The organism is Serratia sp. BW106 (assembly GCF_002607755.1).
Taxonomy (GTDB): domain Bacteria; phylum Pseudomonadota; class Gammaproteobacteria; order Enterobacterales; family Enterobacteriaceae; genus Serratia; species Serratia proteamaculans.
Window position 1 is genome coordinate 275,987 of the sequence record NZ_MCGS01000008.1, and the last position, 24,194, is coordinate 300,180.

23 protein-coding genes are annotated in these 24,194 nt (G+C 56.3%); 17 read left to right on the plus strand and 6 right to left on the minus strand.

Annotation, left to right across the window (positions count from 1 at the left end; genetic code table 11):
* Positions 1-3 precede the first annotated feature (3 nt).
* Positions 4-975, plus strand: coding sequence for a class 1b ribonucleoside-diphosphate reductase subunit beta (gene nrdF, locus BEI65_RS07190; RefSeq protein WP_099062738.1), 972 nt, complete (start codon positions 4-6; stop codon positions 973-975).
* A 36-nt stretch (positions 976-1,011) separates the two neighbouring features.
* On the opposite strand, the gene BEI65_RS07195 is transcribed toward nrdF, so the two are convergent.
* Positions 1,012-1,224, minus strand: coding sequence for a DUF1289 domain-containing protein (locus tag BEI65_RS07195; RefSeq protein ID WP_099062739.1), 213 nt, complete (start codon positions 1,222-1,224; stop codon positions 1,012-1,014).
* A gap of 72 nt (positions 1,225-1,296) precedes the next feature.
* The gene (locus BEI65_RS07200) at positions 1,297-2,037 is read right to left on the minus strand and encodes an SDR family oxidoreductase (RefSeq protein ID WP_099062740.1); all 741 of its coding nucleotides are present in this window, start codon (positions 2,035-2,037) and stop codon (positions 1,297-1,299) included.
* A gap of 124 nt (positions 2,038-2,161) precedes the next feature.
* Here BEI65_RS07200 and BEI65_RS07205 point away from each other — a divergent pair, with 124 nt between their 5' ends.
* The gene (locus BEI65_RS07205) at positions 2,162-3,055 is read left to right on the plus strand and encodes a LysR family transcriptional regulator (protein WP_099062741.1); all 894 of its coding nucleotides are present in this window, start codon (positions 2,162-2,164) and stop codon (positions 3,053-3,055) included.
* Positions 3,056-3,083: 28 nt separating this feature from the next.
* Here the strand turns inward: BEI65_RS07205 and BEI65_RS07210 are convergent, their stop codons facing one another.
* Positions 3,084-4,028 (minus strand): MBL fold metallo-hydrolase, encoded by a 945-nt coding sequence (locus BEI65_RS07210; RefSeq protein ID WP_099062742.1) that lies wholly within the window; start codon positions 4,026-4,028, stop codon positions 3,084-3,086.
* A gap of 130 nt (positions 4,029-4,158) precedes the next feature.
* Entirely contained in the window at positions 4,159-5,514 is a 1,356-nt protein-coding gene (locus BEI65_RS07215; protein ID WP_099062743.1) for a 2-hydroxycarboxylate transporter family protein, read from the minus strand.
* Positions 5,515-5,841: 327 nt separating this feature from the next.
* Between BEI65_RS07215 and BEI65_RS07220 the strand changes: the two genes are divergently transcribed.
* The 6 genes from BEI65_RS07220 to proX (BEI65_RS07245) all read left to right on the plus strand — a co-directional run bounded on the left by BEI65_RS07220 (position 5,842) and on the right by proX (BEI65_RS07245) (position 12,970).
* On the plus strand, positions 5,842-7,440 hold the full coding sequence (locus BEI65_RS07220) for a sensor histidine kinase (protein ID WP_099062744.1): 1,599 nt from the start codon (positions 5,842-5,844) through the stop codon (positions 7,438-7,440).
* Between the two features lie 11 nt (positions 7,441-7,451).
* The gene (locus tag BEI65_RS07225) at positions 7,452-8,138 is read left to right on the plus strand and encodes a response regulator (protein WP_099062745.1); all 687 of its coding nucleotides are present in this window, start codon (positions 7,452-7,454) and stop codon (positions 8,136-8,138) included.
* A 407-nt stretch (positions 8,139-8,545) separates the two neighbouring features.
* Positions 8,546-9,748 (plus strand): glycine betaine/L-proline ABC transporter ATP-binding protein ProV, encoded by a 1,203-nt coding sequence (gene proV, locus BEI65_RS07230; protein WP_099062746.1) that lies wholly within the window; start codon positions 8,546-8,548, stop codon positions 9,746-9,748.
* Positions 9,741-10,859 (plus strand): glycine betaine/L-proline ABC transporter permease ProW, encoded by a 1,119-nt coding sequence (gene proW / locus BEI65_RS07235; RefSeq protein ID WP_099062747.1) that lies wholly within the window; start codon positions 9,741-9,743, stop codon positions 10,857-10,859. Before proV ends, proW begins: the two co-directional genes overlap by 8 nt.
* A gap of 62 nt (positions 10,860-10,921) precedes the next feature.
* On the plus strand, positions 10,922-11,917 hold the full coding sequence (gene proX / locus BEI65_RS07240) for a glycine betaine/L-proline ABC transporter substrate-binding protein ProX (protein ID WP_099062748.1): 996 nt from the start codon (positions 10,922-10,924) through the stop codon (positions 11,915-11,917).
* Between the two features lie 51 nt (positions 11,918-11,968).
* The gene (proX, locus tag BEI65_RS07245) at positions 11,969-12,970 is read left to right on the plus strand and encodes a glycine betaine/L-proline ABC transporter substrate-binding protein ProX (protein WP_099062749.1); all 1,002 of its coding nucleotides are present in this window, start codon (positions 11,969-11,971) and stop codon (positions 12,968-12,970) included.
* Positions 12,971-13,007: 37 nt separating this feature from the next.
* Here the strand turns inward: proX (BEI65_RS07245) and BEI65_RS07250 are convergent, their stop codons facing one another.
* The gene (locus tag BEI65_RS07250; protein ID WP_099062750.1) at positions 13,008-13,886 is read right to left on the minus strand and encodes a LysR family transcriptional regulator; all 879 of its coding nucleotides are present in this window, start codon (positions 13,884-13,886) and stop codon (positions 13,008-13,010) included.
* 104 nt (positions 13,887-13,990) lie between these two features.
* Here BEI65_RS07250 and BEI65_RS07255 point away from each other — a divergent pair, with 104 nt between their 5' ends.
* The 7 genes from BEI65_RS07255 (at position 13,991) to emrB (ending at position 21,303) form a co-directional block, all read left to right on the plus strand.
* The gene (locus tag BEI65_RS07255; protein WP_099062751.1) at positions 13,991-15,190 is read left to right on the plus strand and encodes an MFS transporter; all 1,200 of its coding nucleotides are present in this window, start codon (positions 13,991-13,993) and stop codon (positions 15,188-15,190) included.
* A gap of 118 nt (positions 15,191-15,308) precedes the next feature.
* A complete protein-coding gene (locus BEI65_RS07260) occupies positions 15,309-16,055 on the plus strand; it encodes an AzlC family ABC transporter permease (protein ID WP_099062752.1) in 747 nt (248 codons plus the stop codon).
* Positions 16,045-16,398 carry an L-valine transporter subunit YgaH gene (ygaH, locus tag BEI65_RS07265; RefSeq protein WP_099062753.1) on the plus strand — a complete coding sequence of 118 codons (354 nt, stop codon included), beginning with the start codon at positions 16,045-16,047 and terminating at the stop codon, positions 16,396-16,398. The genes BEI65_RS07260 and ygaH overlap by 11 nt, the downstream gene beginning before the upstream one ends.
* Before the next feature lie 159 nt (positions 16,399-16,557).
* Complete coding sequence (gene mprA, locus BEI65_RS07270) at positions 16,558-17,079, plus strand: transcriptional repressor MprA (RefSeq protein WP_085118444.1); 522 nt, start codon at positions 16,558-16,560, stop codon at positions 17,077-17,079.
* Positions 17,080-17,100: 21 nt separating this feature from the next.
* The gene (locus tag BEI65_RS07275; protein WP_099062754.1) at positions 17,101-18,552 is read left to right on the plus strand and encodes an efflux transporter outer membrane subunit; all 1,452 of its coding nucleotides are present in this window, start codon (positions 17,101-17,103) and stop codon (positions 18,550-18,552) included.
* Between the two features lie 25 nt (positions 18,553-18,577).
* Complete coding sequence (gene emrA / locus BEI65_RS07280) at positions 18,578-19,750, plus strand: multidrug efflux MFS transporter periplasmic adaptor subunit EmrA (RefSeq protein ID WP_099062755.1); 1,173 nt, start codon at positions 18,578-18,580, stop codon at positions 19,748-19,750.
* Positions 19,751-19,767: 17 nt separating this feature from the next.
* Positions 19,768-21,303 carry a multidrug efflux MFS transporter permease subunit EmrB gene (emrB, locus tag BEI65_RS07285; protein WP_085118448.1) on the plus strand — a complete coding sequence of 512 codons (1,536 nt, stop codon included), beginning with the start codon at positions 19,768-19,770 and terminating at the stop codon, positions 21,301-21,303.
* A 182-nt stretch (positions 21,304-21,485) separates the two neighbouring features.
* Here emrB and BEI65_RS07290 read toward each other — a convergent pair whose 3' ends face one another.
* Complete coding sequence (locus tag BEI65_RS07290; RefSeq protein WP_099062756.1) at positions 21,486-22,586, minus strand: tRNA/rRNA methyltransferase; 1,101 nt, start codon at positions 22,584-22,586, stop codon at positions 21,486-21,488.
* 208 nt (positions 22,587-22,794) lie between these two features.
* Between BEI65_RS07290 and trxC the strand changes: the two genes are divergently transcribed.
* Both trxC and BEI65_RS07300 read left to right on the plus strand, forming a co-directional pair.
* Positions 22,795-23,214, plus strand: coding sequence for a thioredoxin TrxC (trxC, locus tag BEI65_RS07295; protein WP_012146452.1), 420 nt, complete (start codon positions 22,795-22,797; stop codon positions 23,212-23,214).
* 243 nt (positions 23,215-23,457) lie between these two features.
* The gene (locus BEI65_RS07300; protein WP_099062757.1) at positions 23,458-24,162 is read left to right on the plus strand and encodes a tRNA-uridine aminocarboxypropyltransferase; all 705 of its coding nucleotides are present in this window, start codon (positions 23,458-23,460) and stop codon (positions 24,160-24,162) included.
* Positions 24,163-24,194: the final 32 nt, after the last annotated feature.

Genomic DNA, 24,194 nt, shown 5'->3' on the forward strand with positions numbered 1-24,194 from the left:
CTTATGAATAGCATTAAACCGGCGCAGCTGGTGCGCGCAATCAACTGGAATACCATCGAAGACGATAAAGATCTGGAGGTGTGGAACCGCCTGACCTCTAACTTCTGGCTGCCGGAAAAGGTACCGCTGTCGAACGATATTCCGTCGTGGGCCACGCTGACACCGAAAGAACAGCAGTTGACCATCCGGGTGTTCACCGGCCTGACGCTGCTGGACACCATTCAGAATACCGTCGGTGCCCCGGCGCTGATCGCCGACGCCATTACGCCGCACGAAGAGGCGGTGTACTCCAACATATGCTTTATGGAGGCGGTGCACGCCCGCTCTTACAGTTCAATTTTCTCCACGCTGTGCCAGACGCCGGACGTCGACGACGCCTACCGTTGGAGCGAGGAAAACCGCGCGTTGCAGAAAAAGGCCCATATCATTCTGGCCCACTACCGCAGTGACGATCCGCTGATGAAGAAAGTCGCCAGCGTGTTCCTCGAGTCGTTCCTGTTCTATTCGGGCTTTTACCTGCCGATGTACTGGTCGAGCCGCGCCAAACTGACCAACACCGCCGATCTGATCCGGCTGATCATCCGCGATGAAGCGGTACACGGCTATTACATTGGCTATAAGTTCCAGAAAGGGTTAGAGAAGGTCGACGCTGCCCGTCGGCAACAGGTGAAAAACTTCGCCTTCGATCTGCTGCAGGATCTGTATGACAACGAGGTGCGGTACACCGAAGAGCTGTACGACGGGGTGGGCTGGAGCGAGGACGTGAAAACCTTCCTGCATTATAACGCCAACAAGGCGCTGATGAACCTGGGTTACGAAGCGTTGTTCCCACCGTCGATGGCGGAGGTCAACCCGGCGATTCTGTCGGCGCTGTCGCCGAACGCCGACGAAAACCACGACTTCTTCTCCGGTTCCGGCTCGTCTTACGTAATCGGCAAAGCGGTCAATACCGAGGATGACGACTGGGATTTCTGAGGACAGTAGGGGCGCAGCATGCAGCGCCCCTACTGTTTAGATATTCCCGGAACGCTGCCGGATGCGTTGCCAGATGGCCCGCTTTTCCTGGTCATCGGCGCTCGACCAGGCAGCGATTTCATCCAGCGTGCGCCAACAGCCACGGCACCACAATTTTTCGGCGTCGATCTGGCAAACATTATTGCAGGGTGAACGGACGCTATCGTCAATCTGACTGCCCCTTTTCCTTCTTCTGCTGCGCTCTACCATTAAATGCTTCCTCGAGGTGGATTTCTCGCCACAGGATACCCGATCCTGCCGCGAAAAAACCGCCCGCCAGCATCAGATGATGCCACCGTTGGCACGCAGGGTTTGGCCATTAATCCAGGCGCCGTCGGCACCGGCCAGGAATGACACTGCTGCGGCGATATCCTGCGGCTGGCCCAAACGCTCCAACGGTGCCATTTTCGCCAGTCGCTCGATTAGCTCAGGCGTTTTACCATCCAGGAACAACCCGGTAGCGGTGGGCCCAGGTGCGATGGCATTCACGGTGATATTACGCCCGCGCAGCTCTTTCGCCAGCACGCTGGTCAGCGCCTCGACGGCGGCCTTGCTGGCGGCGTACATGCCGTAGCTCGGCTGCAACAGCCCGACCACACTGGAAGAAAAGTTGATGATACGGCCATTGTCACGCAGGCGTTTCGCCGCTTCACGCAGAGTATTGAAGGTGCCCTTCAGGTTGATGTCGATCAACCGATCGACATCGGCATCGCTCATTTCTGCCACCGGGGCCAATGCAATCACCCCGGCGTTGTTCACCAAAATATCCACGCCGCCGAAAGCCTGTTCGGCACGGTCAAACAGTTGGGCCACCGCAGCGGTATCGCTGACGTCCGCTTTGGCGCTCAGCGCCCGGCCACCATTCTGCTCAATTTTGCGCACCAGTTGATCGGCCAATGCCTGGTTACCTGCATAGTTGACGATCACAGTAAAACCGTCGGCAGCCAGGCGTTCGGCGATGGCGGCACCGATGCCGCGTGATGCGCCGGTGACGATGGCAACTTGTTGGCTAGTGGTGTTCATCTGATCTCTCCTCGTCGACGATGCGCCGGCAGGCTTGCTGGCGTGGGATCATCATGCACCTTTCGCAATGGCGAATAATCCCCTAACCTTCGTTATCACTATCCGAATTAAGCGAACAATCACCATGGACAGAATTGACGCCATGCGTCTGTTCACCCGCGTGGTAGAACAGCGTAGCTTTACCCAGGCCGCACAGGATCTGGGCCTGCCGCGCTCGACGGTGACCGATGCCATCAAACAGCTGGAGGCCCGGTTGCAGGTACGGCTGCTGCAGCGTACCACCCGCCACGTCAGCCCGACGCTGGATGGCGAGGCCTATTATCAGCGCTGCCTGACTATTCTGGCGGATATCGAAGATGCCGAGATGGCATTTGCCGGTGCCAGGCCGCGCGGACTGTTGCGTATCGATGTGCACGGCACCCTGGCGCGTCACTTTCTGCTGCCGGGGCTGCCTGATTTTCTGGCGCACTATCCGGATATCGAATTGTTCATGAGCGAAGGCGATCGGCTGGTGGACCCGGTGCGCGAAGGTATCGACTGCGTGGTGCGGGTCGGCAAGCTGAAAGACAGCGATATGGTAGCGCGTCGGCTGGGTGAACTGGAGGAAGTGACCTGCGCGGCCCCCGACTACCTGCAACGCTTCGGGACACCACTTAACATCGGTGAGCTTGCAGGGCACCGCATGGTGGGTTTTCGCTCCTCGGCCAGCGGCACCATTATGCCTTTGGAATTTAACGTCGCAGGTCAGCCGCAGCAGGTGATGCTGCCCTGCACGGTGTCGGTCAGCGCGGCGGAAAGCCTGGTGGCCGCGGCGCGCATGGGACTGGGGATTATTCAGGTGCCGCGCTATCACCTGCGCGACGATTTGGCCAATGGCAGCCTGCTGCCGCTGTTGCCGCAATACCCTTCCACACCGATGCCGGTCTCGCTGCTGTATCCGCGCAGCCGACAACTTTCACCCCGGGTGCGGGTATTTATCGACTGGTTCAGCAAGGTTTTTACCGCACGCAACGGGTAACAAGCCGCCCGTCAGGGCGGCCAGCGGCTTACAGTGCACCGTAGTCCAAAGGTACCCAGTCGTATCCTTCGCCCTGCTTATTCAGATAGCCCAACCCGGGGAATGACAGATGCGCCCCGCCCACCAGCTCCTTTTGTCGGGCGCTATCACCGAAGACCCGCAGTCGCTGGGTCACCGCTGCTTTGGCATCACTGTCGAAGCTGATCGCGACATTCGGATCGGCAAACTGTACCGCTGCCACGTGGATCAGATCGCCAATTAACAGCAGTTTCTTACCCTGACTTTCCACCTGATAAATGCTGTGGCCCGGCGTATGACCATGGGCTGCAAAAGCGCTGATGCCCGGCGACAACTCGCCGTCACTGTTGAAAGGTTTGAAGTGCCCGACGGCCTGATACGGTTTGATCGCCGCTATCGCATTCTCAAATGACGCTTTATCTTCCGCCTTCGCCTGTTTCAAGCGGCTCTCGCTCAGCCAAAAATCGGCCTCTTGCTGACCGGCACGCACCAGCGCATTTGGGAATACCGCCTGGCCGTTTTGCATCAGACCGCCGAGATGATCCGGGTGCATGTGCGTCAGATAGATTTCATCCACCTGTTGCGGCTGATAGCCGGCCGCCTTCAGATTAGCGGTCAATTTACCCAGATCCTTGCCCAGCAGCGAACCGGCCCCGGTATCGATCAGAATCAACTTACTGCCGGTATTGATCAGGTACGAATTGAACGAGGTCACTACCGGCAGGCTCTGATGGTGCTCGGCCAGCGCGGTTTCGATCTGTTTTGGCGTGCTGTTCAGCAGCAGTTTATCCACCGGCAAACGGAGCACCCCATCGGACAATACGGTGATTTCATAGCTGCCAAGCATAAGGCGATAAAAACCCGGCGCGGGAGTTTTCACCTGTGGCGCGGCGGCCAGGGTTTGCAGTGACATGACGGCCAGCGCCGCCCCCAGCAGGTAAGGTTTCCAGAACATAGTGACTCCCGATTGTCATTTAAGCGCTAAGTATTAACCCAAAGCGGAAATGACGCCTGCAGGAGAAGAAAATGAATAAAAAAAATCCCCGCGGGGGCGGGGAAAGGCAAAGAAAACTAAGGTTTTTTTGTTATACGAAGAATTTGGCCAGCACTAACAAAGAGAGTGAGACGTTAATCGCGCCGCCGATGCGGGTGGCGATTTGGGCAAACGGCATCAATGACATACGGTTACCGGCGGTCAGGATAGCAACGTCACCGGTACCGCCTTGTCCGCTCTGGCAGCAGGAGACAATCGCCACATCAATCGGGTGCATACCAATTTTCTTGCCGACAAAGAAGCCGGTCGCCACCAGCGTGCAAACGGTGCTGACGATCACTACCAGGTTTTGAATAGTGAAAGCGTTAACCAGTTCCTGCCATGGCGTGATCGCTACGCCAACGGCAAACAGGATTGGGTAGGTCACCGCCGTGCGGAAGAACTTATACACCACCTGCGAACCTTCCTGAATGCGTGGAGACACACCGTGCGCCAGCTTCACCGCCACCGCCGCGAACAGCATGCCAACCGGTGCCGGCAGGCCAATCAAGCGGTGCATCAGCATTCCCACCATGTACAGCAGGATGGCCAACAGCGCGCCACTGGCAATAGTGCTGACATCCACCTTGCCGCTGATTTTATCCACCGCGCTCATTTCGCTGTCGCCCTGCTTGCTCGGCATCAGGCTGCCTTCACCGGTCAGGTGCGGGTAGCGTTTACCGAGTTGGTTGAGCAAGCCGGCAAGCACAATGGCGGTCAGACTGCCGAGCATCACGATCGGCAAAATACGCCCTAACGCCACCCCCTGCTCCATATGCAGGATTGCCGCGTAGCCCATCGACAGTGGGATCGCGCCCTCACCGACGCCCCCGGCCATGATCGGCAAGATCAGGAAGAAGAAGATTTGGAATGGCTCCAGCCCCAGTGCCATGCCGACCGCCATGCCCACCAGCATGCCGGCAATCTCGCCGCACAGCATCGGTGCGAAGATGCGCAGGAAGCCCTGGATCAACACCTGACGGTTCATACTCATAATGCTGCCGACGATAATGCAGCAGATATAGAGATACAGAATATTGGTCGACTTGTAGAACTTGGTGGTCGACTCCACCACCACGTCCGGCAGCAGGCCGTAATGCACCAGCGCGGAAGGAATAAAGGTGGCGCAAATGGCTGCGGCCCCCATTTTGCCGATCAGCGGCAGGCGTTTGCCAAACTCGCCGCAGGCAAAACCGAAGAAGGCCAATGTAGCGACCATCACCACGATATCGCTGGGTAATTTCCCTTCCAGGCAATCCAGTAAAATAAGTACGCCGGCCAGAACGAAGAACGGTAACGGAATAATCCCTACTTTGTAATTGTCCAGTATGTGCCACCATTTTTCACGCAACGGTATTTCAGCCGTTTTGTCTTTGGCGACGAGGTAAGAATCATCTGTTGTGCTCATAATCTGGCCTCTTATTAGTTTGTTCGGCCATCATAGAGAAACGCACGGATTACCTGCTGTGATTTTGTTCAAAATTAAAAAGGGTTTTTAATGGTGGTTATGGTTTCTATGGTGTTAATTGGGGTTATGTAAAATAGAGCGAGGTTTTAATGGTGTTAATGTTATTTTAACTTTAAAGCTTATCAGTTTTATTGCAGTCGTTTAATACCGCGACCCATTAAGGATAAACCCGTGGTGGCGATCACAAGTTGATCGGGCGCAATATTACATTAACCACGACTCATGATAGGGTAAGCGCTCAGGATCTCTCAGGACGCCCCCCAGGCCATGCGCATAAAACTCTCATTTCAAATCAAGCTATTCCTGTGCCTGGTCGCCTTCTCTTGTGTGCTGTTAACCTTTATTGGTGCTTACACCTACTATCAGCTGGATGCCCAGCTGCATCGCGACCTCGGCGCGCGGGCGCAAGTGCAGGCACGGGAGATTGCCCTGATCCCGTCCCTGGTCACCGCAGTGGAAAAAAACGATCCGGTAAAAATAGCCGAGCTGATGAAAAAAATACGTGCCAGCAGTGATGCCAGCTATATCGTGATCGGCGATAAACAAACCCGGCATCTTTACCACTCTGAATATACTGATCGTGTCGGTACCCCGATGGTCGGCGGCGATAACCAAGAGGTGCTGGAAGGCAAAAGTATTATTTCCATCCGCAAAGGCGGCATCGGAATTTCATTGCGTAGCAAAGCACCAATTATGGATGACAATAATAAGGTTATCGGTATTGTCTCGGTCGGCTATCTGAAATCACATATCGATAACCTGAATGCCAGAACCCTGACGCAAATTGTGGTGTCGATTGTGATGTTATTAATCGCCCTGTTTGTCTTTTCCTGGCTGTTATCGAAGAATTTAAAACGCCAGATGTTCTGGCTGGAGCCGAAGGAAATTGCGCTGCTGGTGCGCCAACAAAAGGCCCTGCTGGAAGCGATTTATGAGGGTGTGATTGCCGTCGATCCCCAGTTGCGCATCATCACCATCAACCACGCAGCACGTGAATTACTGGATCTGCGTCAACCCGCCGGGGCCTTGATGGGACGTGAAATTGGCGAGTTGATCCAGTCACAGCCGGACTTTTTCGGCGCTTCCCAGTTGGGACACGACACCCATGATGAGGTTTGCCGTTTCAACCACGTGCGGGTCATCGCCAGCCGGGTGCGGATTATGCAGGAAGAAGAGTTGCAAGGCTGGGTGATCAGCTTCCGCGACAAGAACGACATCAATACCCTGAGCAGCCAACTCAGCCAGGTCAAACGCTACGCTGACAACCTGCGTATCATGCGCCATGAACAGCTCAACTGGACCGCCACCCTCGCCGGGCTGTTACATATGCAGCGCTACGACGAGGCGATCCGTTATGTTGAGGCTCAGTCGGAAGGCGCGCAGGAGATCCTCGACTTTATTTCTCAGCGTTTCAGTTCTGCGGCACTTTGCGGCCTGCTGTTGGGCAAGTACTCCAGTGCGAAGGAAAAAGGCGTTGAGCTGCGCTTCGATCCCGCCTGTCAGCTGGGGCAAATCCCGGCGGCGCTGAACGAAACCGAACTGATGTCGATCATTGGCAATTTGCTGGATAATGCGGTTGACGCTACGCTGCATTGCGATGCGCCGCATGAAGCGGTAGAACTCTATATTAGCGATAACGGCAATGAGTTGGTGATTGAAGTGGCCGATCGCGGTACCGGCATTGCCCCCGAGGTGCGTGATACGCTGTTCGAACAAGGCGTCACCACCAAAGATGACAAAGGTGACCACGGCATCGGCCTGCATTTGGTCGCCAGCCACGTAGCGCAGGCGCATGGCAGCATAGAAGTGTCGGACAACGAGCCGCACGGCACCATTTTTTCTTTGTTTATCCCTAAACAATCTTGAGCACCCGAATAATGCAACCAGAAGCACTGGACGTTTTGATCGTGGAAGATGAGCCACAGTTGGCGACGCTGCACGCCGAGTTCATTGAGCAGAACTTTGCTCTGCGGGTGGTGGCCTATGCCGCCACGCTGGCCGAGGCCAGAGCCAAGGTCAAAATCCACCAGCCACGGTTGATCCTGCTGGATAACTTTTTGCCGGACGGCCAGGGTATTGAGCTAATGGAGGAAGCCGCAGTGAAAAATCCCGGCTGTTCGGTGATCTTCATTACCGCCGCCAGCGATATGAACACCTGCAGCCAGGCGATCCGCAACGGCGCTTTCGATTACATCATTAAACCGGTGTCCTACAAACGGCTGCGCAACTCGCTGGAACGCTTTATGCAGTTTGTTCAAACCCAGCGCACCTTCAAGGTGATCGACCAAAGCAACGTCGACGCGCTGTATAACCTGCAATCCAAACAGTTCTCCAGCGAGCCCAGCGCCAAGGGCATTGAAACCAATACGCTGGAGCTGGTTCAGGCGCTGTTTATCAAACGGCCCGAGGTTGCGCACGCGGTGGAAGACGTGGTCGAACAAGTCGGTATCAGTAAAACCACCGCCCGGCGTTATCTGGAATACTGTGTCGCCACCCAGTTCGTACGCGTAGAGATGATGTACGGCAATATTGGCCATCCACGCCGCCTGTATCGCAAGGCGTAGGCTGACATCTGGCTGTCATATTAAGCGGATAATATGCCTGCGACGATATCCCCTCGATATCGGCACCTGTCGTTAAAAACTGATGAAATACTGATGACTTTTACCCGACCTCTGGTCGGGTTTTTTATTGCCTGACAAGAAGACTCAGCGAGTAAATAATAGCGTTAATACAATGGGATTATTTTTACTTAAAACCAAGCGTTTACGGGGAATATCAAACGCAAATAATTGAATATTCACCGCACTACCATAACCAATAGAAATGTTGATGTAAATCGCTAATATCCCATTCAGCGGACATTGAGGGTTGTCTCAGATATCCACTGTGTTAGGGTATAGGGGACTATTATTTTCTATTGGGACATTTTTTATCGTTTGATAATTCATCAGAGGAAACAGCAAATTGCATGGCAATTAAACTCGAAGTAAAGAACCTGTATAAGATATTTGGCGAACACCCGGATCGCGCATTCAAACTGATTGAGAAAGGTCTGACAAAAGACCAACTGCTTGAAAAAACCGGGTTATCATTAGGCGTAAAAGACGCCTCTCTGGCCATTGAAGAAGGCGAGATATTTGTCATCATGGGGCTTTCCGGTTCCGGAAAATCCACCCTGGTACGCCTTCTCAATCGTCTGATAGAACCCACTCGCGGACAGGTGCTGATTGATGGCGAGGATATATCGAAAATATCCGACAGCGCACTGCGTACCGTACGTCGTAATAAGATCAGCATGGTGTTTCAATCATTCGCTTTAATGCCACATATGAATGTATTGAATAACACTGCATTTGGCATGGAATTAGCCGATATTCCTCCCCAGGAACGCCTGGATAAAGCGCTGGAAGCCCTGCGTCAGGTCGGACTGGAGAATTATGCCCATGCTTATCCCGATGAACTTTCCGGTGGCATGCGTCAGCGCGTAGGATTAGCCCGCGCCATGGCAAATAATCCGGATATATTATTGATGGATGAAGCCTTCTCGGCGCTCGATCCCTTAATCCGTACCGAAATGCAGGATGAGCTGGTCAAATTACAGGCTCAGCATCAGCGCACCATCGTCTTTATTTCTCACGATTTGGACGAAGCTATGCGCATTGGCGATCGTATTGCCATTATGCAAGGCGGTGAGGTGATTCAGGTCGGCACGCCGGAGGAAATATTAAATAATCCGGCCAACGATTATGTACGTACCTTCTTCCGTGGCGTAGATGTCAGCCATGTTTTCAGCGCCAAGGATATCGCCAAGCGTCGTCCGGTGGCGCTTATTCGTAAAACCCCCGGTTTTGGTCCGCGGTCGGCGTTACAGCTGCTGCGCGATGAAGACCGTGATTATGGTTATGTTGTTGAACGCGGAAAGAAATTTATCGGCGTGGTGTCGGTAGATTCGCTCAAGCAGGCACTGGCGGCCAATCTGACGCTGGATGATGCCCTGCTGGAAGCGCCCGCCCCGGTACCGGCCGACATGCCGCTAAGCGAACTGATTTCATTGGTCGCTCTGGCGCCTTGCGCGGTACCTGTGGTCTGCGAAGAAAACAACTATATCGGAATCATTTCCAAGGCCATGCTGTTGCAGGCCCTGGATAAAGAGGGCCCAACGAATGAGTGATACAACACAAGATCCCTGGGCCACTGCGCCTGTCGACCCCAGTGCCGCACCGGCCGCTGACGCTGCAAACTCGGCAGCTCCCGCCGGCGATGCCTGGTCCAGCACGCCACCACCGGCGACCCATGACGCCGCCAGTCAGGCCGCTCAAGGCTCAGACTGGCTGAATAGCGCCCCGGTCCAGCCGGAGCACTTCAACCTGTTGGATCCGTTCCACAAGACCTGGATACCCTTTGACTCCTGGGTCACCCACGGCATTGATTGGCTGGTGTTGCACTTTCGCCCGCTGTTCCAGGGGATCCGCGTGCCGGTCGATTTCATCCTCAGCGGTTTTCAACAATTGCTGCTCGGTATGCCGGCACCGATCGCCATTCTGCTGTTCTCGCTGATTGCCTGGCAGCTCTCCAGCCTCAGCATGGGTGCCGCTACGCTGGTCTCGCTGATAGCCATCGGCGCTATTGGTGCCTGGTCGCAGGCCATGGTGACGCTGGCGCTGGTATTGACCGCCCTGTTCTTCTGTATCGTCATAGGATTGCCGCTCGGCATCTGGCTGGCGCGCAGCAAGCACGCAGGCAAAATCATACGGCCGTTGCTTGACGCCATGCAGACCACGCCGGCCTTCGTCTATCTGGTGCCGATTGTCATGCTGTTCGGTATCGGTAACGTGCCCGGAGTCGTGGTCACCATTATCTTCGCCCTGCCGCCGATCGTGCGACTGACTATCCTGGGCATCAAACAGGTGCCGGAAGATCTGATCGAAGCCGCTGAATCCTTTGGTGCCAGCCCGCGCCAACTGCTGTTTAAAGTGCAGTTGCCACTGGCGATGCCGACCATTATGGCCGGGGTAAACCAAACGCTGATGCTGGCACTGTCGATGGTGGTAATCGCCTCGATGATCGCCGTCGGCGGCCTGGGCCAGATGGTGCTGCGCGGTATCGGTCGTCTCGATATGGGGCTGGCCGCCGTCGGCGGGGTCGGTATCGTGATCCTGGCGATTATTCTCGACCGCCTTACCCAGTCGCTGGGGCGCGATCGCCGCAGCAAAGGCATGGGACGTTGGTACGCACACGGCCCCATCGGCCTGGTCACCCGGCCCTTCATCAAAAAGCCTTAATCGCCCTGCCCCCGGCGCTGGCCGGGGGCACCGACAGCACGAATAAAATCGAAGGAACCACTATGCGCTCGACAGGAATTTGGGCTTTAGCCCTGACTTCATTGCTTGGCACACAGGCGTTCGCCGTCGAACTTCCCGGCAAAGGCGTCACGGTTAAACCCTTGCAAAGCACCCTCGCCGAAGAAAGCTTCCAGACCGAGCTGGTCAACCGTGCGCTGGTCAAGCTGGGCTATAACGTCCAGCCCACCGCCGAGGTGGAATACAATATTGCCTATACCTCTATCGCTTCCGGTGATGCCACCTACATGGCGGTGAACTGGGATCCGCTGCAAACCGACATGTACCAAAGCGCCGGCGGCGACAAAAAGTTTTATCGCCAGGGTGCCTATATCACTAATGCGGCGCAGGGTTATCTGATCGACAAGAAAACGGCCGATCAATACCACATCAGCGATATTTCCCAGTTGAAAGATCCCAAGCTGGCCAGGCTGTTTGATGCCGACAGTGACGGCAAGGCGGATCTGGCCGGCTGTGAGCCCGGCTGGGTGTGCGGCAGCGCGATCAACACCCATATCAAAGCCTATGGCCTGAGCAACAGGGTTACTCAAAACCAGGGTAACTACTCCGCCATCATCGCCGACACCCTGACCCGCTATAAACAGGGCAAACCGGTGCTGTATTTCACCTGGACGCCGTATTGGGTCAGCGACGAACTGGTGCCCGGCCGCGATGTGGTCTGGCTGACCGTGCCGTTCTCCGCCAGCCCGGGTTCGTTGAAAGACAAGGATACTGCATTGCCGAACGGCAAAAATTACGGTTTCTTCGTCAATAACGAACACATCGTCGCCAACAAGCCGTGGGCGCAGGCCAACCCGGCGGCGGCCAAGCTGTTCGCCATCATGAAACTGCCGTTGGCGGACGTTAACGCGCAGAACCTGCGTATGCACAAGGGCGAGAACAGCGCCGACGATATACAACGCCACGTAGACGGCTGGATTAAAGCCCATCAGGCCACCTTTGATGGCTGGGTCAGCACCGCTGCTGCGGCAGCGAAATAATCCCGACGTGCCGGAAATCCCGGCTTCATAACATAAAAAAGGTATTTCACTATGCGCACTACAGGAATCTGGGCGGTTGCCCTTACCACATTGATTAGCTCACAGGCGGTCTCCGCCGCAGACTTGCCAGGCAAAGGCATCTCCGTTCAACCGGTGCAGAGCACCATCTCTGAAGAGACCTTCCAGACGCTGCTGGTCAGCAAAGCGCTGGAAAAGCTGGGCTATGACGTCAAGGAGACCCGTGAAGTCGACTATAACGTCGCTTACACCTCGATCGCTTCTGGTGATGCCACTTTCCTGGCGGTGAACTGGGATCCGCTGCACGCCGATCAGTACAAGGCAGCCGGTGGCGATGCCAAATTCTACCGTGAAGGGGTTTACGTCAACGGCGCAGCACAGGGTTACCTGATCGACAAGAAAACCGCCGATAAATACCACATCACCAATGTTGAGCAGTTGAAAGATCCGAAGATCGCCAAGCTGTTTGACACCAACGGTGACGGCAAGGCCGATCTGACCGGCTGTACGCCAGGCTGGGGCTGCGAAGCGGCGATTAATCATCACATCAAGGCCTACGGCCTGGATAAGACCGTCGAACACAACCAAGGCAACTACGCAGCGATGATTGCCGATACCATTACCCGCTACAAAGAAGGCAAGCCGGTGCTGTATTACACCTGGACGCCTTACTGGGTGAGTGACGTGCTGGTTCCGGGTCGTGACGTTGTCTGGTTACAGGTTCCCTTCTCCGCCATGCCTGGCGAGATGAAAGATATGGATACCAAGCTGCCAAACGGGGCCAACTATGGTTTCCCGGTGAATACCATGCGCATTGCTGCCAACAAAAAATGGGCTGAAGCCAACCCGGCGGCTGCCAAGCTGTTTGCCATCATGAAGCTGCCGATTAGCGATGTGAATGCGCAGAACCTGCGTATGCATGAAGGTCAGGCGTCCGAAGCCGATATCCAGAGCCACGTTAACGGCTGGATCAAAGCGCATCAGGCCACCTTCGACGGCTGGGTGAAAACCGCCGCAGAAGCCGCGAAGAAGTAATCACACCGGGGCGCAGGCCACTGCGCCCCGACTAGATTCATCCAGCAATATCAATCCCACTAAACTGCAAAAACCGCTCGGCGGTTCTGGACAGCGGCTGCGGCCATACGCAGTACACCTGTCGCCGCGGACCATCCTCAATCGGGATCGACACCAGCGAACTCAAACGCTGCGCCGTCGAGATGGGCACAATGCCAGCCGCCAACCCACGCCGCACCAGATTCTCCAGCCATTCGATATGGTCAATTTCAAAACTGACATGCCGCTTGATGCCCGCCGCCTGAAACGCACGGTCGGTCTGCCGCCGGGCACCGGTCCCGCTGTAAAAGTCCACCAGCGGCACTTCTGACAGAGTTTGCAGATTGACCCGCTGACGACTGGCCAGCGGATGCTGCGTCGCCACCAGCGCGACCAGCGGCTCATCAGTTAGCTGCCGATGCGACACCGGCAGCATATCGATATCCCCCGGCCAGATACCGACAAACGCCACGTCCGTCTTTTGTTGGCGTACGTCTTCCAGCAATGCTTCGCTCATGCCCACGTACAGCCGGATATTCACCGCCGGATAATGGCGATGAAAGTTACCCAGCTTTTCGGTCAGATCAATCGCGTTTATGGTTGAAATGGTGCCGATGGTCAGGGTGCCGGATACCGTACCGCTGGCGGCAACCACTTCTTCCACCAGCGCCTGTTTCGCCGCCAGCAGCCGTTGCGCCGGTTGAATAAACGCCTGCCCGGCGGTGGTCAGTCTGACCCGACGCGAGGTGCGCTCGAACAATGTACAGCCCAGTTCCTCTTCCAGTTTGGCGATCTGGTGGCTGAGGGCCGACTGCACCGTATGGCAGCGCTGGGCCGCCCGGGTAAAGCTCTGCTCTTCGGCTACCGCCAGCGCAAAGCGGATCTGTTTCAGGTTCATGGTATCTATCGCAAAATGAGATTGATCAAATGAAAATTATACATTGGTTTCGCCGGCTGTCGTGCCCGATACTTCGGCTAACTTTTCCCTGTGATTAATATCTTATGAGCCAACAACATTCACAGTCGGGTCTCAGCCCGGCGCTGATCGTGCTGATCGCCATCGCCACCGGTCTGGCTGTCGCCAGTAACTACTACGCGCAACCGCTGCTGGAAACCATTGCACAAAACTTTGATCTGTCGGTGAATCAGGCCGGTTTTATCGTTACCGCCGCCCAGTTGGGTTATGCCGTTGGCCTGCTGTTGCTGGTACCGCTCGGCGATATGTTTGAACGCCGTGGGCTGATCGTCTTTATGACGCTGCTGGCCGCGGGCGGCATGCTGATCACCGCCAGCTCCACCACCTTGCCGATGATGATCCTCGGCACCGCGCTCACCGGGCTGTTCTCGGTGGTGGCGCAAATTCTGGTGCCGCTGGCGGCCACCCTGGCCCATCCGGAGAAGCGCGGCAAAACCGTCGGCATTATTATGAGCGGCCTGCTGCTCGGCATTCTGCTGGCGCGCACCGTGGCCGGAGCGCTGGCGTCGATCGGCGGCTGGCGCACCATTTACTGGGTAGCCAGCGTGCTGATGATCCTGATGGCGCTGATCCTGTGGCGCGCACTGCCGCGTTACAAGCAGCATTCGGGGCTGAATTACCCGCAGTTGCTGAAATCTATCTTCACCCTGTTTTGCGGTACCCCCCTGCTACGTACCCGCGCGATACTCGGGGCACTGTCATTCGCCAACTTCAGCGTGCTGTGGACCTCGATGGCTTTTCTGTTGGCAGCACCGCCATTTGGTTATTCCGAAGGGGTGATTGGCCTGTTTGGCCTGGTAGGCGCTGCCGGTGCATTGGCGGCTTCACGAGCCGGGCATTTGGCGGATCAGGGTAAGGGCGGTTTAACCACCACCGTGGGCCTGGTACTGCTGCTGCTTTCCTGGATACCCATCGCTTTCGCTAAACAATCCTTGTGGGCGTTGATCGCCGGTATCCTGATCCTCGACCTGGCCGTACAGGCCGTACACGTCACTAACCAAAGCGTGATTTACCGGATTATGCCGGAAGCGCGCAACCGTCTGACCGCCGGCTACATGACCAGCTATTTCATCGGTGGTGCGCTCGGCTCACTGCTGTCAGCCTCGGCTTATCAACATGCCGGCTGGACTGGCGTTGCCACCGCCGGGGGTATTTTGTGTCTGCTCAACCTGCTGACCTGGTGGCGCGGCAAGCATCATGATCCGCAAGGACCGGCGACGATCTGATTAGCAAGCGAATAGTCATAGTCGAAATTTATTAGCGCCGCAGGGTATAAACATTACTCACTCTCTGGTAATGTTCTGCAGATGAACTATTAATCTCTATCCTGCGACACTAATAAAAATGCAAAGCCAAGCTGCAGAAAGCCTTAATCCCCCTGCCGTCAGCTCTACCTTCACCCACGGCGTCGTCGACAGTTTACCGATCGTCATCGGCTATGTGCCGGTGGCTTTTGCCTTTGGCCTGAGCGCCGTTAAGCTGGGGTTCTCCCCGCTGGAAAGCATCTTCTTTTCCTGCATTATCTATGCCGGTGCCAGCCAGTTTGTGATCACTGCCCTGCTGAGTGCCGGAATGTCGCTGTGGGTTTCCGCGCTGACCGTGATGGCAATGGACATACGGCATCTGCTGTATGGCCCCGCCCTGCGCCACCGCATCGTTTCACGCATGTCGGGCGGCAAAACCGCACTCTGGGCCTTCGGTCTGACCGACGAGGTGTTCGCCGCCGCTACCGCCAAGCTGATGCGTAATAACCGCAGCTGGAGCGAGAACTGGATGATCGGTATTTCACTGTGCTCCTGGCTTTCCTGGGTAGCGGGCACCGCCATCGGTGCACTGTTCGGTAACGGGCCGCTGGAGCAATACCCGGTGATTGAAGCCTCGTTATCCTTTATGTTGCCGGCGCTGTTCCTCAGCTTCCTGTTGGCGGCCTTCAGGCGTCCGCAAAGTCTGACCATCGCTGCCGCACTGGCTGGCGCACTGCTCGGTGTGGTGCTGTTTTCTATTCCCGTCGCCATCTTGGCCGGCATCAGCGCCGGCTGTATTGCCGCCCTGTTCCAGCCCAGCGTATCGGAGGTGATTGATGAACACTGATGTGGTGGTGATTGGCCTGGTGGTCGGTTGCGCAAATTACCTGTTTCGCTACTTACCTTTACGCCTGGCACCGGCGCGTGCCCAACCGGGGATCAAACGCGGCAAAACCGCGCTATTGCTCGACAGCATTGGTATCGCCTCCATTTGTGCGCTGCTGGTGGTTTCCAGCACGCCGGTGGTGATGCGCGAACCGGACAAGCTGTGGCCGACGCTGGTCGGTTTCGCCGCGCTGGGACTGTGCTTTTACCGCAGTAAAAGCATCATTCTGTCGACGTTGAGCGGCGCAGTCGCCTTTGGTGTCACGTTAAAAATATTTATGATTCTCAGTTCAGCCAGCCTTTGATTTTGTCCATTCCCCCCATTCTGGGCTGTCGCTCGCGAAGGGGTCGTTGACAAATAACTTACAAATGACACGAATTGCTAAATTATTCGCATGGCTGAAGATTTACATTATTAATCACTATCGTTACTATCTCGAACGAAATTAATGAGGCCCCAAATTATGGAAAGCTCGTTTACTCCCATTGAACAAATGCTTAATTTCCGTGCAAAACGTCAGAAAGACTTTCCTTATCAGGAAATCCTGCTGACCCGGCTGTGCATGCACATGCAAAGCAAATTGCTGGAAAATCGCAATAAAATGCTTAAGGCACAAGGGATTAACGAAACCCTGTTTATGGCGCTGATTACTCTGGATGCGCAGGAAAGTCACAGCATTCAGCCTTCTGAGCTAAGCTCTGCCCTGGGCTCGTCACGGACCAATGCCACGCGGATTGCCGATGAACTGGAAAAACGCGGCTGGATTGAACGCCGGGAAAGCGACCATGACCGTCGTTGCCTGCATCTGCACATGACGCCGCAGGGAGAAGAGTTTCTCAACCAATTGCTGCCACCGCAGCACAAATGTCTGCATTTCCTGTGGTCCACGCTGAACGATGATGAACAGCAACAACTGGAACAGCTGACGCGCAAACTGTTAACGCGTCTGGACCAGATGGAAGTTTCAGGACAGTTATCCCAATAATTTCTGTTCAGGTAACCGACTATGCGATCCCCGTTTAACTGGAGATTCACCCCGCTGTTCGCCGTATTGCTGCTGGCTGGGTGCGCCTCTACCGACAATATTGCCCCGCAATCCACCCTGATGGACTCGCAGAGCCTGCAACTGTCACAGCCGAAGGTCAGCTCGCTGAACGTTAGCCCACAGTGGTGGCGTTCGCTTAACGATCCTCAGCTCGACAGCCTGATGACCCAGACGCTGCAAAGCTCACCGACGCTGCGACAAGCGGCCGGTCGCGTGCGTGAAGCACAGAGCGTGGTGGGTGAAGCCAGCGCGGCCAACGGCCCGAATCTGGATCTGAACGCCAGCAGCAACCGCCAGAAAGTCCCGCAGAACGTCAACATGGGACTGGGCTATCCGCATAAGCCTATCTACGAGAGCTCCAACTCGCTGGGGCTGAACCTGGCCTATGAATTTGACTGGTGGGGTAAATACCGCAATCAGGTTAACGCCGCCAAGGCACAGGTCGATGCGGCCCGCGCCGAGCAGGAACAGGCTGCGCTGACGCTGACCAGTTCGGTAGCCTCGGCCTATTACCAGTTGCAGAGCAATTTCGCGCTGGAAAAACTGCTGCAACAAGAAGTGGACAACAACCAACGCCTGACGGATTTGCGTCAACAGCAATATAAAGCCGGCATCACCGGCGTTGATGTTCCACAGCAAAGCCAGGCGCAAGCCGACGGCGCCAAGCAGCAGATCCTGCAACTGCAATCGCAGATTGAACAACTTAGACACCAGTTGGCCGCGTTGGCCGGCCAGGGCCCGAGCGCCATGCAACACCTGCGCCCGGTGGCTCTGCCCGCCAGCACTCTGATGGCGCCAAAAGGTGAGCTGACTGCCGATCTGCTGGGTAAACGCCCGGATATCACCGCGCAACGTCAGTTGGTTGAATCCTATAACCAACGCGTCAGCGCCGCCCGTAAAGAATTTTACCCCAGCCTGACCATTTCAGCCTTTGCCGGCCTGACCACCACTAACACCAGTGGCACCAGCCCGAATCTGTTTGAAGCGGCCAGCCAGGCCTGGAACGTGATGCCGGCGATTTCATTGCCGATCTTCCACGCCGGTGCGCTGCGCAGCAAGCTGGGTGAGGAGTCCGCGCTGTATGACCAGGCAGTGGAATCTTATAACCAAACTATCCTGAATGCCGTGCAGGAAACCGCCGATGCCATCACCGTCCAACAAAGCACTGCGCAACAGCAGCTGCAGGCGGCATCTGCGTCCCAATCGATGCAACAGGTGTACCGTGTCGCTAACGCTCGATACCAGGCAGGGATTATCGGGCGCGACCAGTTGTTAACCAGCCAGACGCAGCTCTTGCAGCAGCAACAGGCGGAACTGAATGCCAACAGCAACTTGCTGCAGGCGAAGATAGGACTGATCCGTGCGCTGGGCGGTGGCTATCAGGCCCCGGTCGCTGCGGATTCAAAAGCATAATAAAATTGAGAGCTTGGAGAACACCATGAGTGTAAGTGCGGAGACTCAGACCCCGCCACAACCGGCCGGCAAAAAGAAACAGCGTAAATTTTGGCTGCTGTTGCTGACGGTTATTTTCGTTGTTATTGGGGTGGCATATTTAGTGTATTGGTTCCTGGTGTTGCGTCATCATCAGGAAACGGACGACGCCTATGTGGCCGGCAACCAGGTGCAGATCATGGCCCAGGTGAACGGTAGCGTTAACAGCGTCAACTTCGACAATACCGACTACGTGAAGCAGGGGGATGTGCTGCTCACGCTGGATCCAACCGATGCCGAACAGGCGCTCGAACGCGCCAAAACCGGCCTGGCCAACAGCGTGCGTCAGACCCACCAGCTGATCATCAACAGCAAGCAGTATCAGGCCAACATTGCCTTGCGCAAGTCCGACCTGAGCAAAGCGGAGAACGACTTGAAACGCCGCGTGGTACTGGGCAGCCTTGACGCCATCGGCCGTGAAGAACTGCAACATGCGCGTGATGCGGTCGACAGCGCCAAGGCGGCGTTGGAAGTGGCGGTTCAACAATACAACGCCAACCAGGCGATGGTATTGAACACCCCGCTGGAGCAACAGCCGGCGATTCAACAGTCCGCTGCGCAAATGCGTGACGCCTGGCTGGCGCTGCAACGTACCAAAATCATCAGTCCGATCACCGGCTATGTGTCTCGCCGCAGCGTACAGGTTGGCGCGCAAATCGCCGCCGGTTCCCCGCTGATGGCGGTGGTTCCTGCCGAACACATTTGGGTGGACGCCAACTTCAAAGAAACCCAGATCGCCAATATGCGTATCGGTCAGTCGGCCACCGTGGTCAGTGACATTTACGGTGACGACGTGGTGTACAGCGGCAAAGTGGTCGGTATCGATATGGGCACCGGCAGCGCTTTCTCACTGTTGCCTGCACAGAACGCCACTGGTAACTGGATCAAGGTGGTTCAGCGTCTGCCGGTTCGTATTGAGCTGGACGCCAAACAAATCGCCGATCATCCGCTGCGTATTGGTTTGTCGACGCTGGTGAAAGTTGACACCACCAACCTGGATGGCCGCGTGCTGTCTGACGTGGTGCGTGACAAGCCGCTGTATCAGACCAACGCACTGGCGTTGAACCTGGCACCGGTTAACCAGATGATCGCCGACGTGATCCATGCGAATGCCGGCTAAGCGCGTGGGAGGCTACCTTGGCACAGAAACCGCTTGAAGGTGCCCAGCTCGCCTGGATGACGGTCGCGCTCGCCATGGCGACCTTTATGCAGGTACTGGACTCCACCATTGCCAACGTGGCGATCCCGACCATTGCGGGTAACCTCGGGTCTTCCAACTCGCAGGGTACCTGGGTGATCACCTCGTTTGGCGTGGCGAACGCCATCTCGATCCCAATTACCGGTTGGCTGGCAAAGCGCGTCGGTGAAGTGCGACTGTTCCTGTGGTCCACCGCGCTGTTCGTGCTCGCTTCCTGGCTGTGCGGTATTTCCAACAGTCTGGGCATGCTGATCTTCTTCCGCGTGATCCAGGGTGTGGTCGCGGGGCCGTTGATCCCGCTGTCGCAGAGTCTGTTGCTGAACAACTATCCGCCCGCCAAGCGAGCGATGGCCCTGGCGCTATGGTCAATGACGGTGATCGTCGCGCCCATATTCGGGCCGATCCTCGGCGGTTATATCAGTGACAACTATCACTGGGGCTGGATCTTCTTCATCAACATCCCGATTGGCGCCGTGGTGATCCTGGTGGCGATGTCGACGTTGAAAGGCAGGGAAACCAAAACCGAGATCAAACCGATCGACACCATCGGTCTGGTGTTGTTGATCGTCGGGATTGGTTCGCTGCAGGTGATGCTCGATCAGGGCAAGGAGCTGGACTGGTTCAACTCGACCGAGATAATAGTGCTGACGGTAGTAGCGGTGGTGGCGCTGGTGTTCCTGATAATCTGGGAACTGACGGACGACCACCCGGTGGTGGATCTGTCGCTGTTCAAGTCGCGCAACTTTACCGTCGGCTGCCTGTGTATCAGCCTGGCCTATATGCTGTACTTCGGTGCCATTGTGCTATTGCCACAGTTGCTGCAGGAGGTATATGGCTATACCGCCACCTGGGCGGGGCTGGCTTCGGCACCTATCGGGTTGATACCGGTCTTGCTGTCGCCGATCATCGGTAAGTTCGGTAACCGGCTCGACATGCGTCGACTGGTAACCTTCAGCTTCATTATGTATGCCGTGTGCTTCTACTGGCGCGCCTATACGTTTGAACCGGGAATGGACTTTGGTGCCTCGGCCTGGCCGCAGTTTGTCCAGGGCTTCGCCATCGCCTGCTTCTTTATGCCATTGACCACCATTACGCTGTCCGGCCTGCCGCCGGAACGTATGGCAGCGGCATCGAGCCTGTCGAACTTTACCCGTACGCTGGCGGGGTCGATCGGGACCTCGATCACCACCACCCTGTGGACGCAACGCGAGTCGCAGCATCACTCGCAGCTGGCGGAGTTTGTGAATCCTTACAGCCCGCAGTCGCAGGACATGTACCGGCAACTGGAACAGATTGGCATGAGCAAGCAGCAGGCATCGGCCTATATCGCCAACGAGATCACCGCGCAGGGGCTGATTATCTCGGCTAACGAGATATTCTGGCTGTCGGCTGGGGTGTTCCTGATCCTGCTGGCGCTGGTCTGGGTGGCGAAACCGCCATTCAGCTCCGGCGGTGGGGGCGGCGGCGCTCACTAAACAGCAGAAAACAAAACGGGCGCCCTGAGGCGCCCGTTTTTTATGACATATTATGTATACCCTATGAATTTCAAGTTGTAGCTAGGCGACCAACTCACTCATCCCCAGGCGCTTACTCTAGTAAGTAACTGGGGTGAGTTAGTGCAGGTAACAACGCTGCGGCTTGAAAGGCGACGGGTATATCAAGCTTGGTTTTGACGCCACCAGTCAGCCAGCAAAATGCCGGTCGCGACCGATACGTTCAGACTTTCCACCTTGCCGGTACCGCCGATAGACACGTTCATGTCACCCTGTTGCCAGGCACTGTCGCTCAGGCCGTCACGCTCCTGACCCAGTACCAGCACCATTTTGGCCGGCAGTTTAGCCTGCGCCAGTGGGGTCCCTTTGTGGCTCGAGGTAGTGACGATGGCGTAACCCGCCTTGCGGAAGGTATCCAGCACCGACAGGAAATCATCGGCGTTAATTGCCTTGATGTGTTCCGCGCCGCCTTCAGCCGTACGCACCGCTGCGCCAGACTCCAGCACCGCCGGATCCTGCAACAATACGCCGTTAACGCCAAAGTGAGCGCAAGAACGGACAATAGCACCCAGGTTGTGCGGGTTACCCACTTCTTCCAACGCCAGCACGCAGTCTTTCGCCGGAGCTTCTTTCAGATAGGTTTGCGCATCCAGACCCTGGCGCTTCTTAATCAGGAAGCAGACGCCGCCGTGGTGTTCGGTGCCGGACGCTTTGGCCAGCTCTTCTTCATCCACCACGTGGTAGGCTTTGCGGTTCGCCGCCATCCAGCGCAGTGCTTCACGAAAACGTGGCGTGACCGACTGTACGAACCAGGCGCGGACGATAGCATCCGGGCGGCTGGCGAACAGGGCCTGACAGGCGTTTTCACCGTAAACGCGCGTTTCTTCCGCACGCTGACGACGTAACTGCTCTGGATCGATAAAGCTTTTACCGCTGATGCCACCGTGATCAAACGCCGGCTCTTCTTCCGGGCCACGTGACACGGTTTTCCACGGCGAATCATAACCGCCACGGTCTTCAGTGTGCGCTGGACTGCGAGGACGATCGCTTTCACTGCGGCGGGAATCAGAGCCAGAGCCACGGCGATCATTATTACCGCGCGGCTTGTCCTGACCGGTACGGCCCGAAGTGCGCGCACCGTCTGCCGGACGGCCTTTGCCGGCCGGACGCTTATTCTTGTTACGGTCGTCGCTGCTGCTGTCGTCGTCACTGCGGACGTACATCACTTTAACTTTACCGTTCTTGCCACTAAATGAATCGTTCATTTTCTTCTCCACCAACGCGCAGGGCGCGAAGATTACCTGATGTTAGGGTGCTAAGCCACCTACTTGCGCTAAAAGCTAACAACTATCGTATTCATCGAACAAACCTCTTTGTTCATCGCCCCACTTTTAACGATAATAAGCAGCATTAAAGAAACATATCCGCAACCCGAGTGCGGTGTGTCGTGCTTTCTCAGTATCCGAGGTCATCATGAATACAGTTTGTCCAGCTTGTAATGCTACCAACCGCGTCCCTGAAGAACGAGTGGCTGACGGTGCGAAATGCGGCCGTTGTGGCCATGCGCTCTTTGACGGCGAGGTAATCAACGCCACCGCTGCCACTCTGGACTCGCTGTTGCAAGATGGCCTGCCGGTAGTGGTCGATTTTTGGGCGCCGTGGTGCGGACCTTGCGTCAGTTTTGCCCCGATCTTCGAAGACGTCGCCGAAGAGCGCGCCGGCAAAGTCCGCTTCGTGAAGGTGAATACCGAGGCCGAACCGGAACTGAGCGCCCGCTTCCGCATTCGCAGCATCCCGACCATTATGCTGTTCCGCGAAGGGAAAATGGTCGATATGCTCAACGGCGCCATGCCGAAAACGCCGTTCGATAACTGGCTCAATGAACTAGTTTAACGCAGAAAGTCTATACCCTGCATACTTGAAGCCACATCTTTGTTAGCTTCCTGCGCTGACCCCGGTCACGTACGACTTGTACGCTCCCAGGGATGCGCTTAGTTGCTGCCGCGATGCAACTCCAATTATTTTGGGTATAAGCGGTGTTGCCGTTGTGGATGACACCGCCAGGATCCAATCCAGCCCGAATGCTCCCGTCGGGCTTTTTTCTGCGTTACAATGGCGGTTTTCCCCGGGATCTTTATGACCGACAACGCCGTACTTCGCCTGCGCCAAATTCGTCTGGAACGCTCTACCCGCCCCTTTCTGGCGCGCGGCAACCGCGTACCGCGTTGTCAGGGCTGCCTGCTGCCCCATAAGAACTGCCTGTGTGACACTATTCAGCCGCAGCCGGCCGCCAGTCGTTTTTGCCTGATCATGTTTGGTGCAGAGCCGCTGAAGCCGAGCAATACCGGCCGACTGATCGCCGATATTCTGCCGGAGACTCAGGCATTTCTTTGGTCGCGCACCGAAGTAGACCCAGCCCTGCTGGCGGCAATTAACGATCCCGAACGCCAGCCTTACGTGGTGTTTCCCGCGTCCTATGCCGCACCCGAGCGGCCGGTATTCAACGAACTGCCCGCCGGTGGCAAACCGCCGCTGTTTATTATGCTTGACGGCACCTGGGCCGAGGCGAGCAAAATGTTCCGTAAAAGCCCGTACCTCAATCAGTTCCCGGTGTTCTCACTCAACGTGACCGCCGCTTCCAACTACCAACTGCGCGAAGCCAGCCGCACCGAGCAGCACTGCACGGCCGAAGTGGCGACAGCGCTGTTGCAGCAGGCCGGTGATGTGGCCGCCGCCGACGGGCTGGCCCAGCATTTTCACTATTTCCGTCAACAGTATCTGGCAGGGAAACCTACCCGACCGGAGGCACCGGTCACAGCAAAGCCGTCGCAAAACGCCTAGAATCAGGCGTAACGTTGCCTAAAGGAGTCGTG

What these genes read in the sequence shown, in the direction of transcription:
- nrdF (WP_099062738.1), top strand. Translation starts at nt 4, where the DNA reads ATGAATAGCATTAAACCGGCGCAGCTGGTGCGCGCAATCAACTGGAAT.
- BEI65_RS07195 (WP_099062739.1), bottom strand. Translation starts at nt 1,224, where the DNA reads ATGGTAGAGCGCAGCAGAAGAAGGAAAAGGGGCAGTCAGATTGACGAT.
- BEI65_RS07200 (WP_099062740.1), bottom strand. Translation starts at nt 2,037, where the DNA reads ATGAACACCACTAGCCAACAAGTTGCCATCGTCACCGGCGCATCACGC.
- BEI65_RS07205 (WP_099062741.1), top strand. Translation starts at nt 2,162, where the DNA reads ATGGACAGAATTGACGCCATGCGTCTGTTCACCCGCGTGGTAGAACAG.
- BEI65_RS07210 (WP_099062742.1), bottom strand. Translation starts at nt 4,028, where the DNA reads ATGTTCTGGAAACCTTACCTGCTGGGGGCGGCGCTGGCCGTCATGTCA.
- BEI65_RS07215 (WP_099062743.1), bottom strand. Translation starts at nt 5,514, where the DNA reads ATGAGCACAACAGATGATTCTTACCTCGTCGCCAAAGACAAAACGGCT.
- BEI65_RS07220 (WP_099062744.1), top strand. Translation starts at nt 5,842, where the DNA reads ATGCGCATAAAACTCTCATTTCAAATCAAGCTATTCCTGTGCCTGGTC.
- BEI65_RS07225 (WP_099062745.1), top strand. Translation starts at nt 7,452, where the DNA reads ATGCAACCAGAAGCACTGGACGTTTTGATCGTGGAAGATGAGCCACAG.
- proV (WP_099062746.1), top strand. Translation starts at nt 8,546, where the DNA reads ATGGCAATTAAACTCGAAGTAAAGAACCTGTATAAGATATTTGGCGAA.
- proW (WP_099062747.1), top strand. Translation starts at nt 9,741, where the DNA reads ATGAGTGATACAACACAAGATCCCTGGGCCACTGCGCCTGTCGACCCC.
- proX (WP_099062748.1), top strand. Translation starts at nt 10,922, where the DNA reads ATGCGCTCGACAGGAATTTGGGCTTTAGCCCTGACTTCATTGCTTGGC.
- proX (WP_099062749.1), top strand. Translation starts at nt 11,969, where the DNA reads ATGCGCACTACAGGAATCTGGGCGGTTGCCCTTACCACATTGATTAGC.
- BEI65_RS07250 (WP_099062750.1), bottom strand. Translation starts at nt 13,886, where the DNA reads ATGAACCTGAAACAGATCCGCTTTGCGCTGGCGGTAGCCGAAGAGCAG.
- BEI65_RS07255 (WP_099062751.1), top strand. Translation starts at nt 13,991, where the DNA reads ATGAGCCAACAACATTCACAGTCGGGTCTCAGCCCGGCGCTGATCGTG.
- BEI65_RS07260 (WP_099062752.1), top strand. Translation starts at nt 15,309, where the DNA reads ATGCAAAGCCAAGCTGCAGAAAGCCTTAATCCCCCTGCCGTCAGCTCT.
- ygaH (WP_099062753.1), top strand. Translation starts at nt 16,045, where the DNA reads ATGAACACTGATGTGGTGGTGATTGGCCTGGTGGTCGGTTGCGCAAAT.
- mprA (WP_085118444.1), top strand. Translation starts at nt 16,558, where the DNA reads ATGGAAAGCTCGTTTACTCCCATTGAACAAATGCTTAATTTCCGTGCA.
- BEI65_RS07275 (WP_099062754.1), top strand. Translation starts at nt 17,101, where the DNA reads ATGCGATCCCCGTTTAACTGGAGATTCACCCCGCTGTTCGCCGTATTG.
- emrA (WP_099062755.1), top strand. Translation starts at nt 18,578, where the DNA reads ATGAGTGTAAGTGCGGAGACTCAGACCCCGCCACAACCGGCCGGCAAA.
- BEI65_RS07290 (WP_099062756.1), bottom strand. Translation starts at nt 22,586, where the DNA reads ATGAACGATTCATTTAGTGGCAAGAACGGTAAAGTTAAAGTGATGTAC.
- trxC (WP_012146452.1), top strand. Translation starts at nt 22,795, where the DNA reads ATGAATACAGTTTGTCCAGCTTGTAATGCTACCAACCGCGTCCCTGAA.
- BEI65_RS07300 (WP_099062757.1), top strand. Translation starts at nt 23,458, where the DNA reads ATGACCGACAACGCCGTACTTCGCCTGCGCCAAATTCGTCTGGAACGC.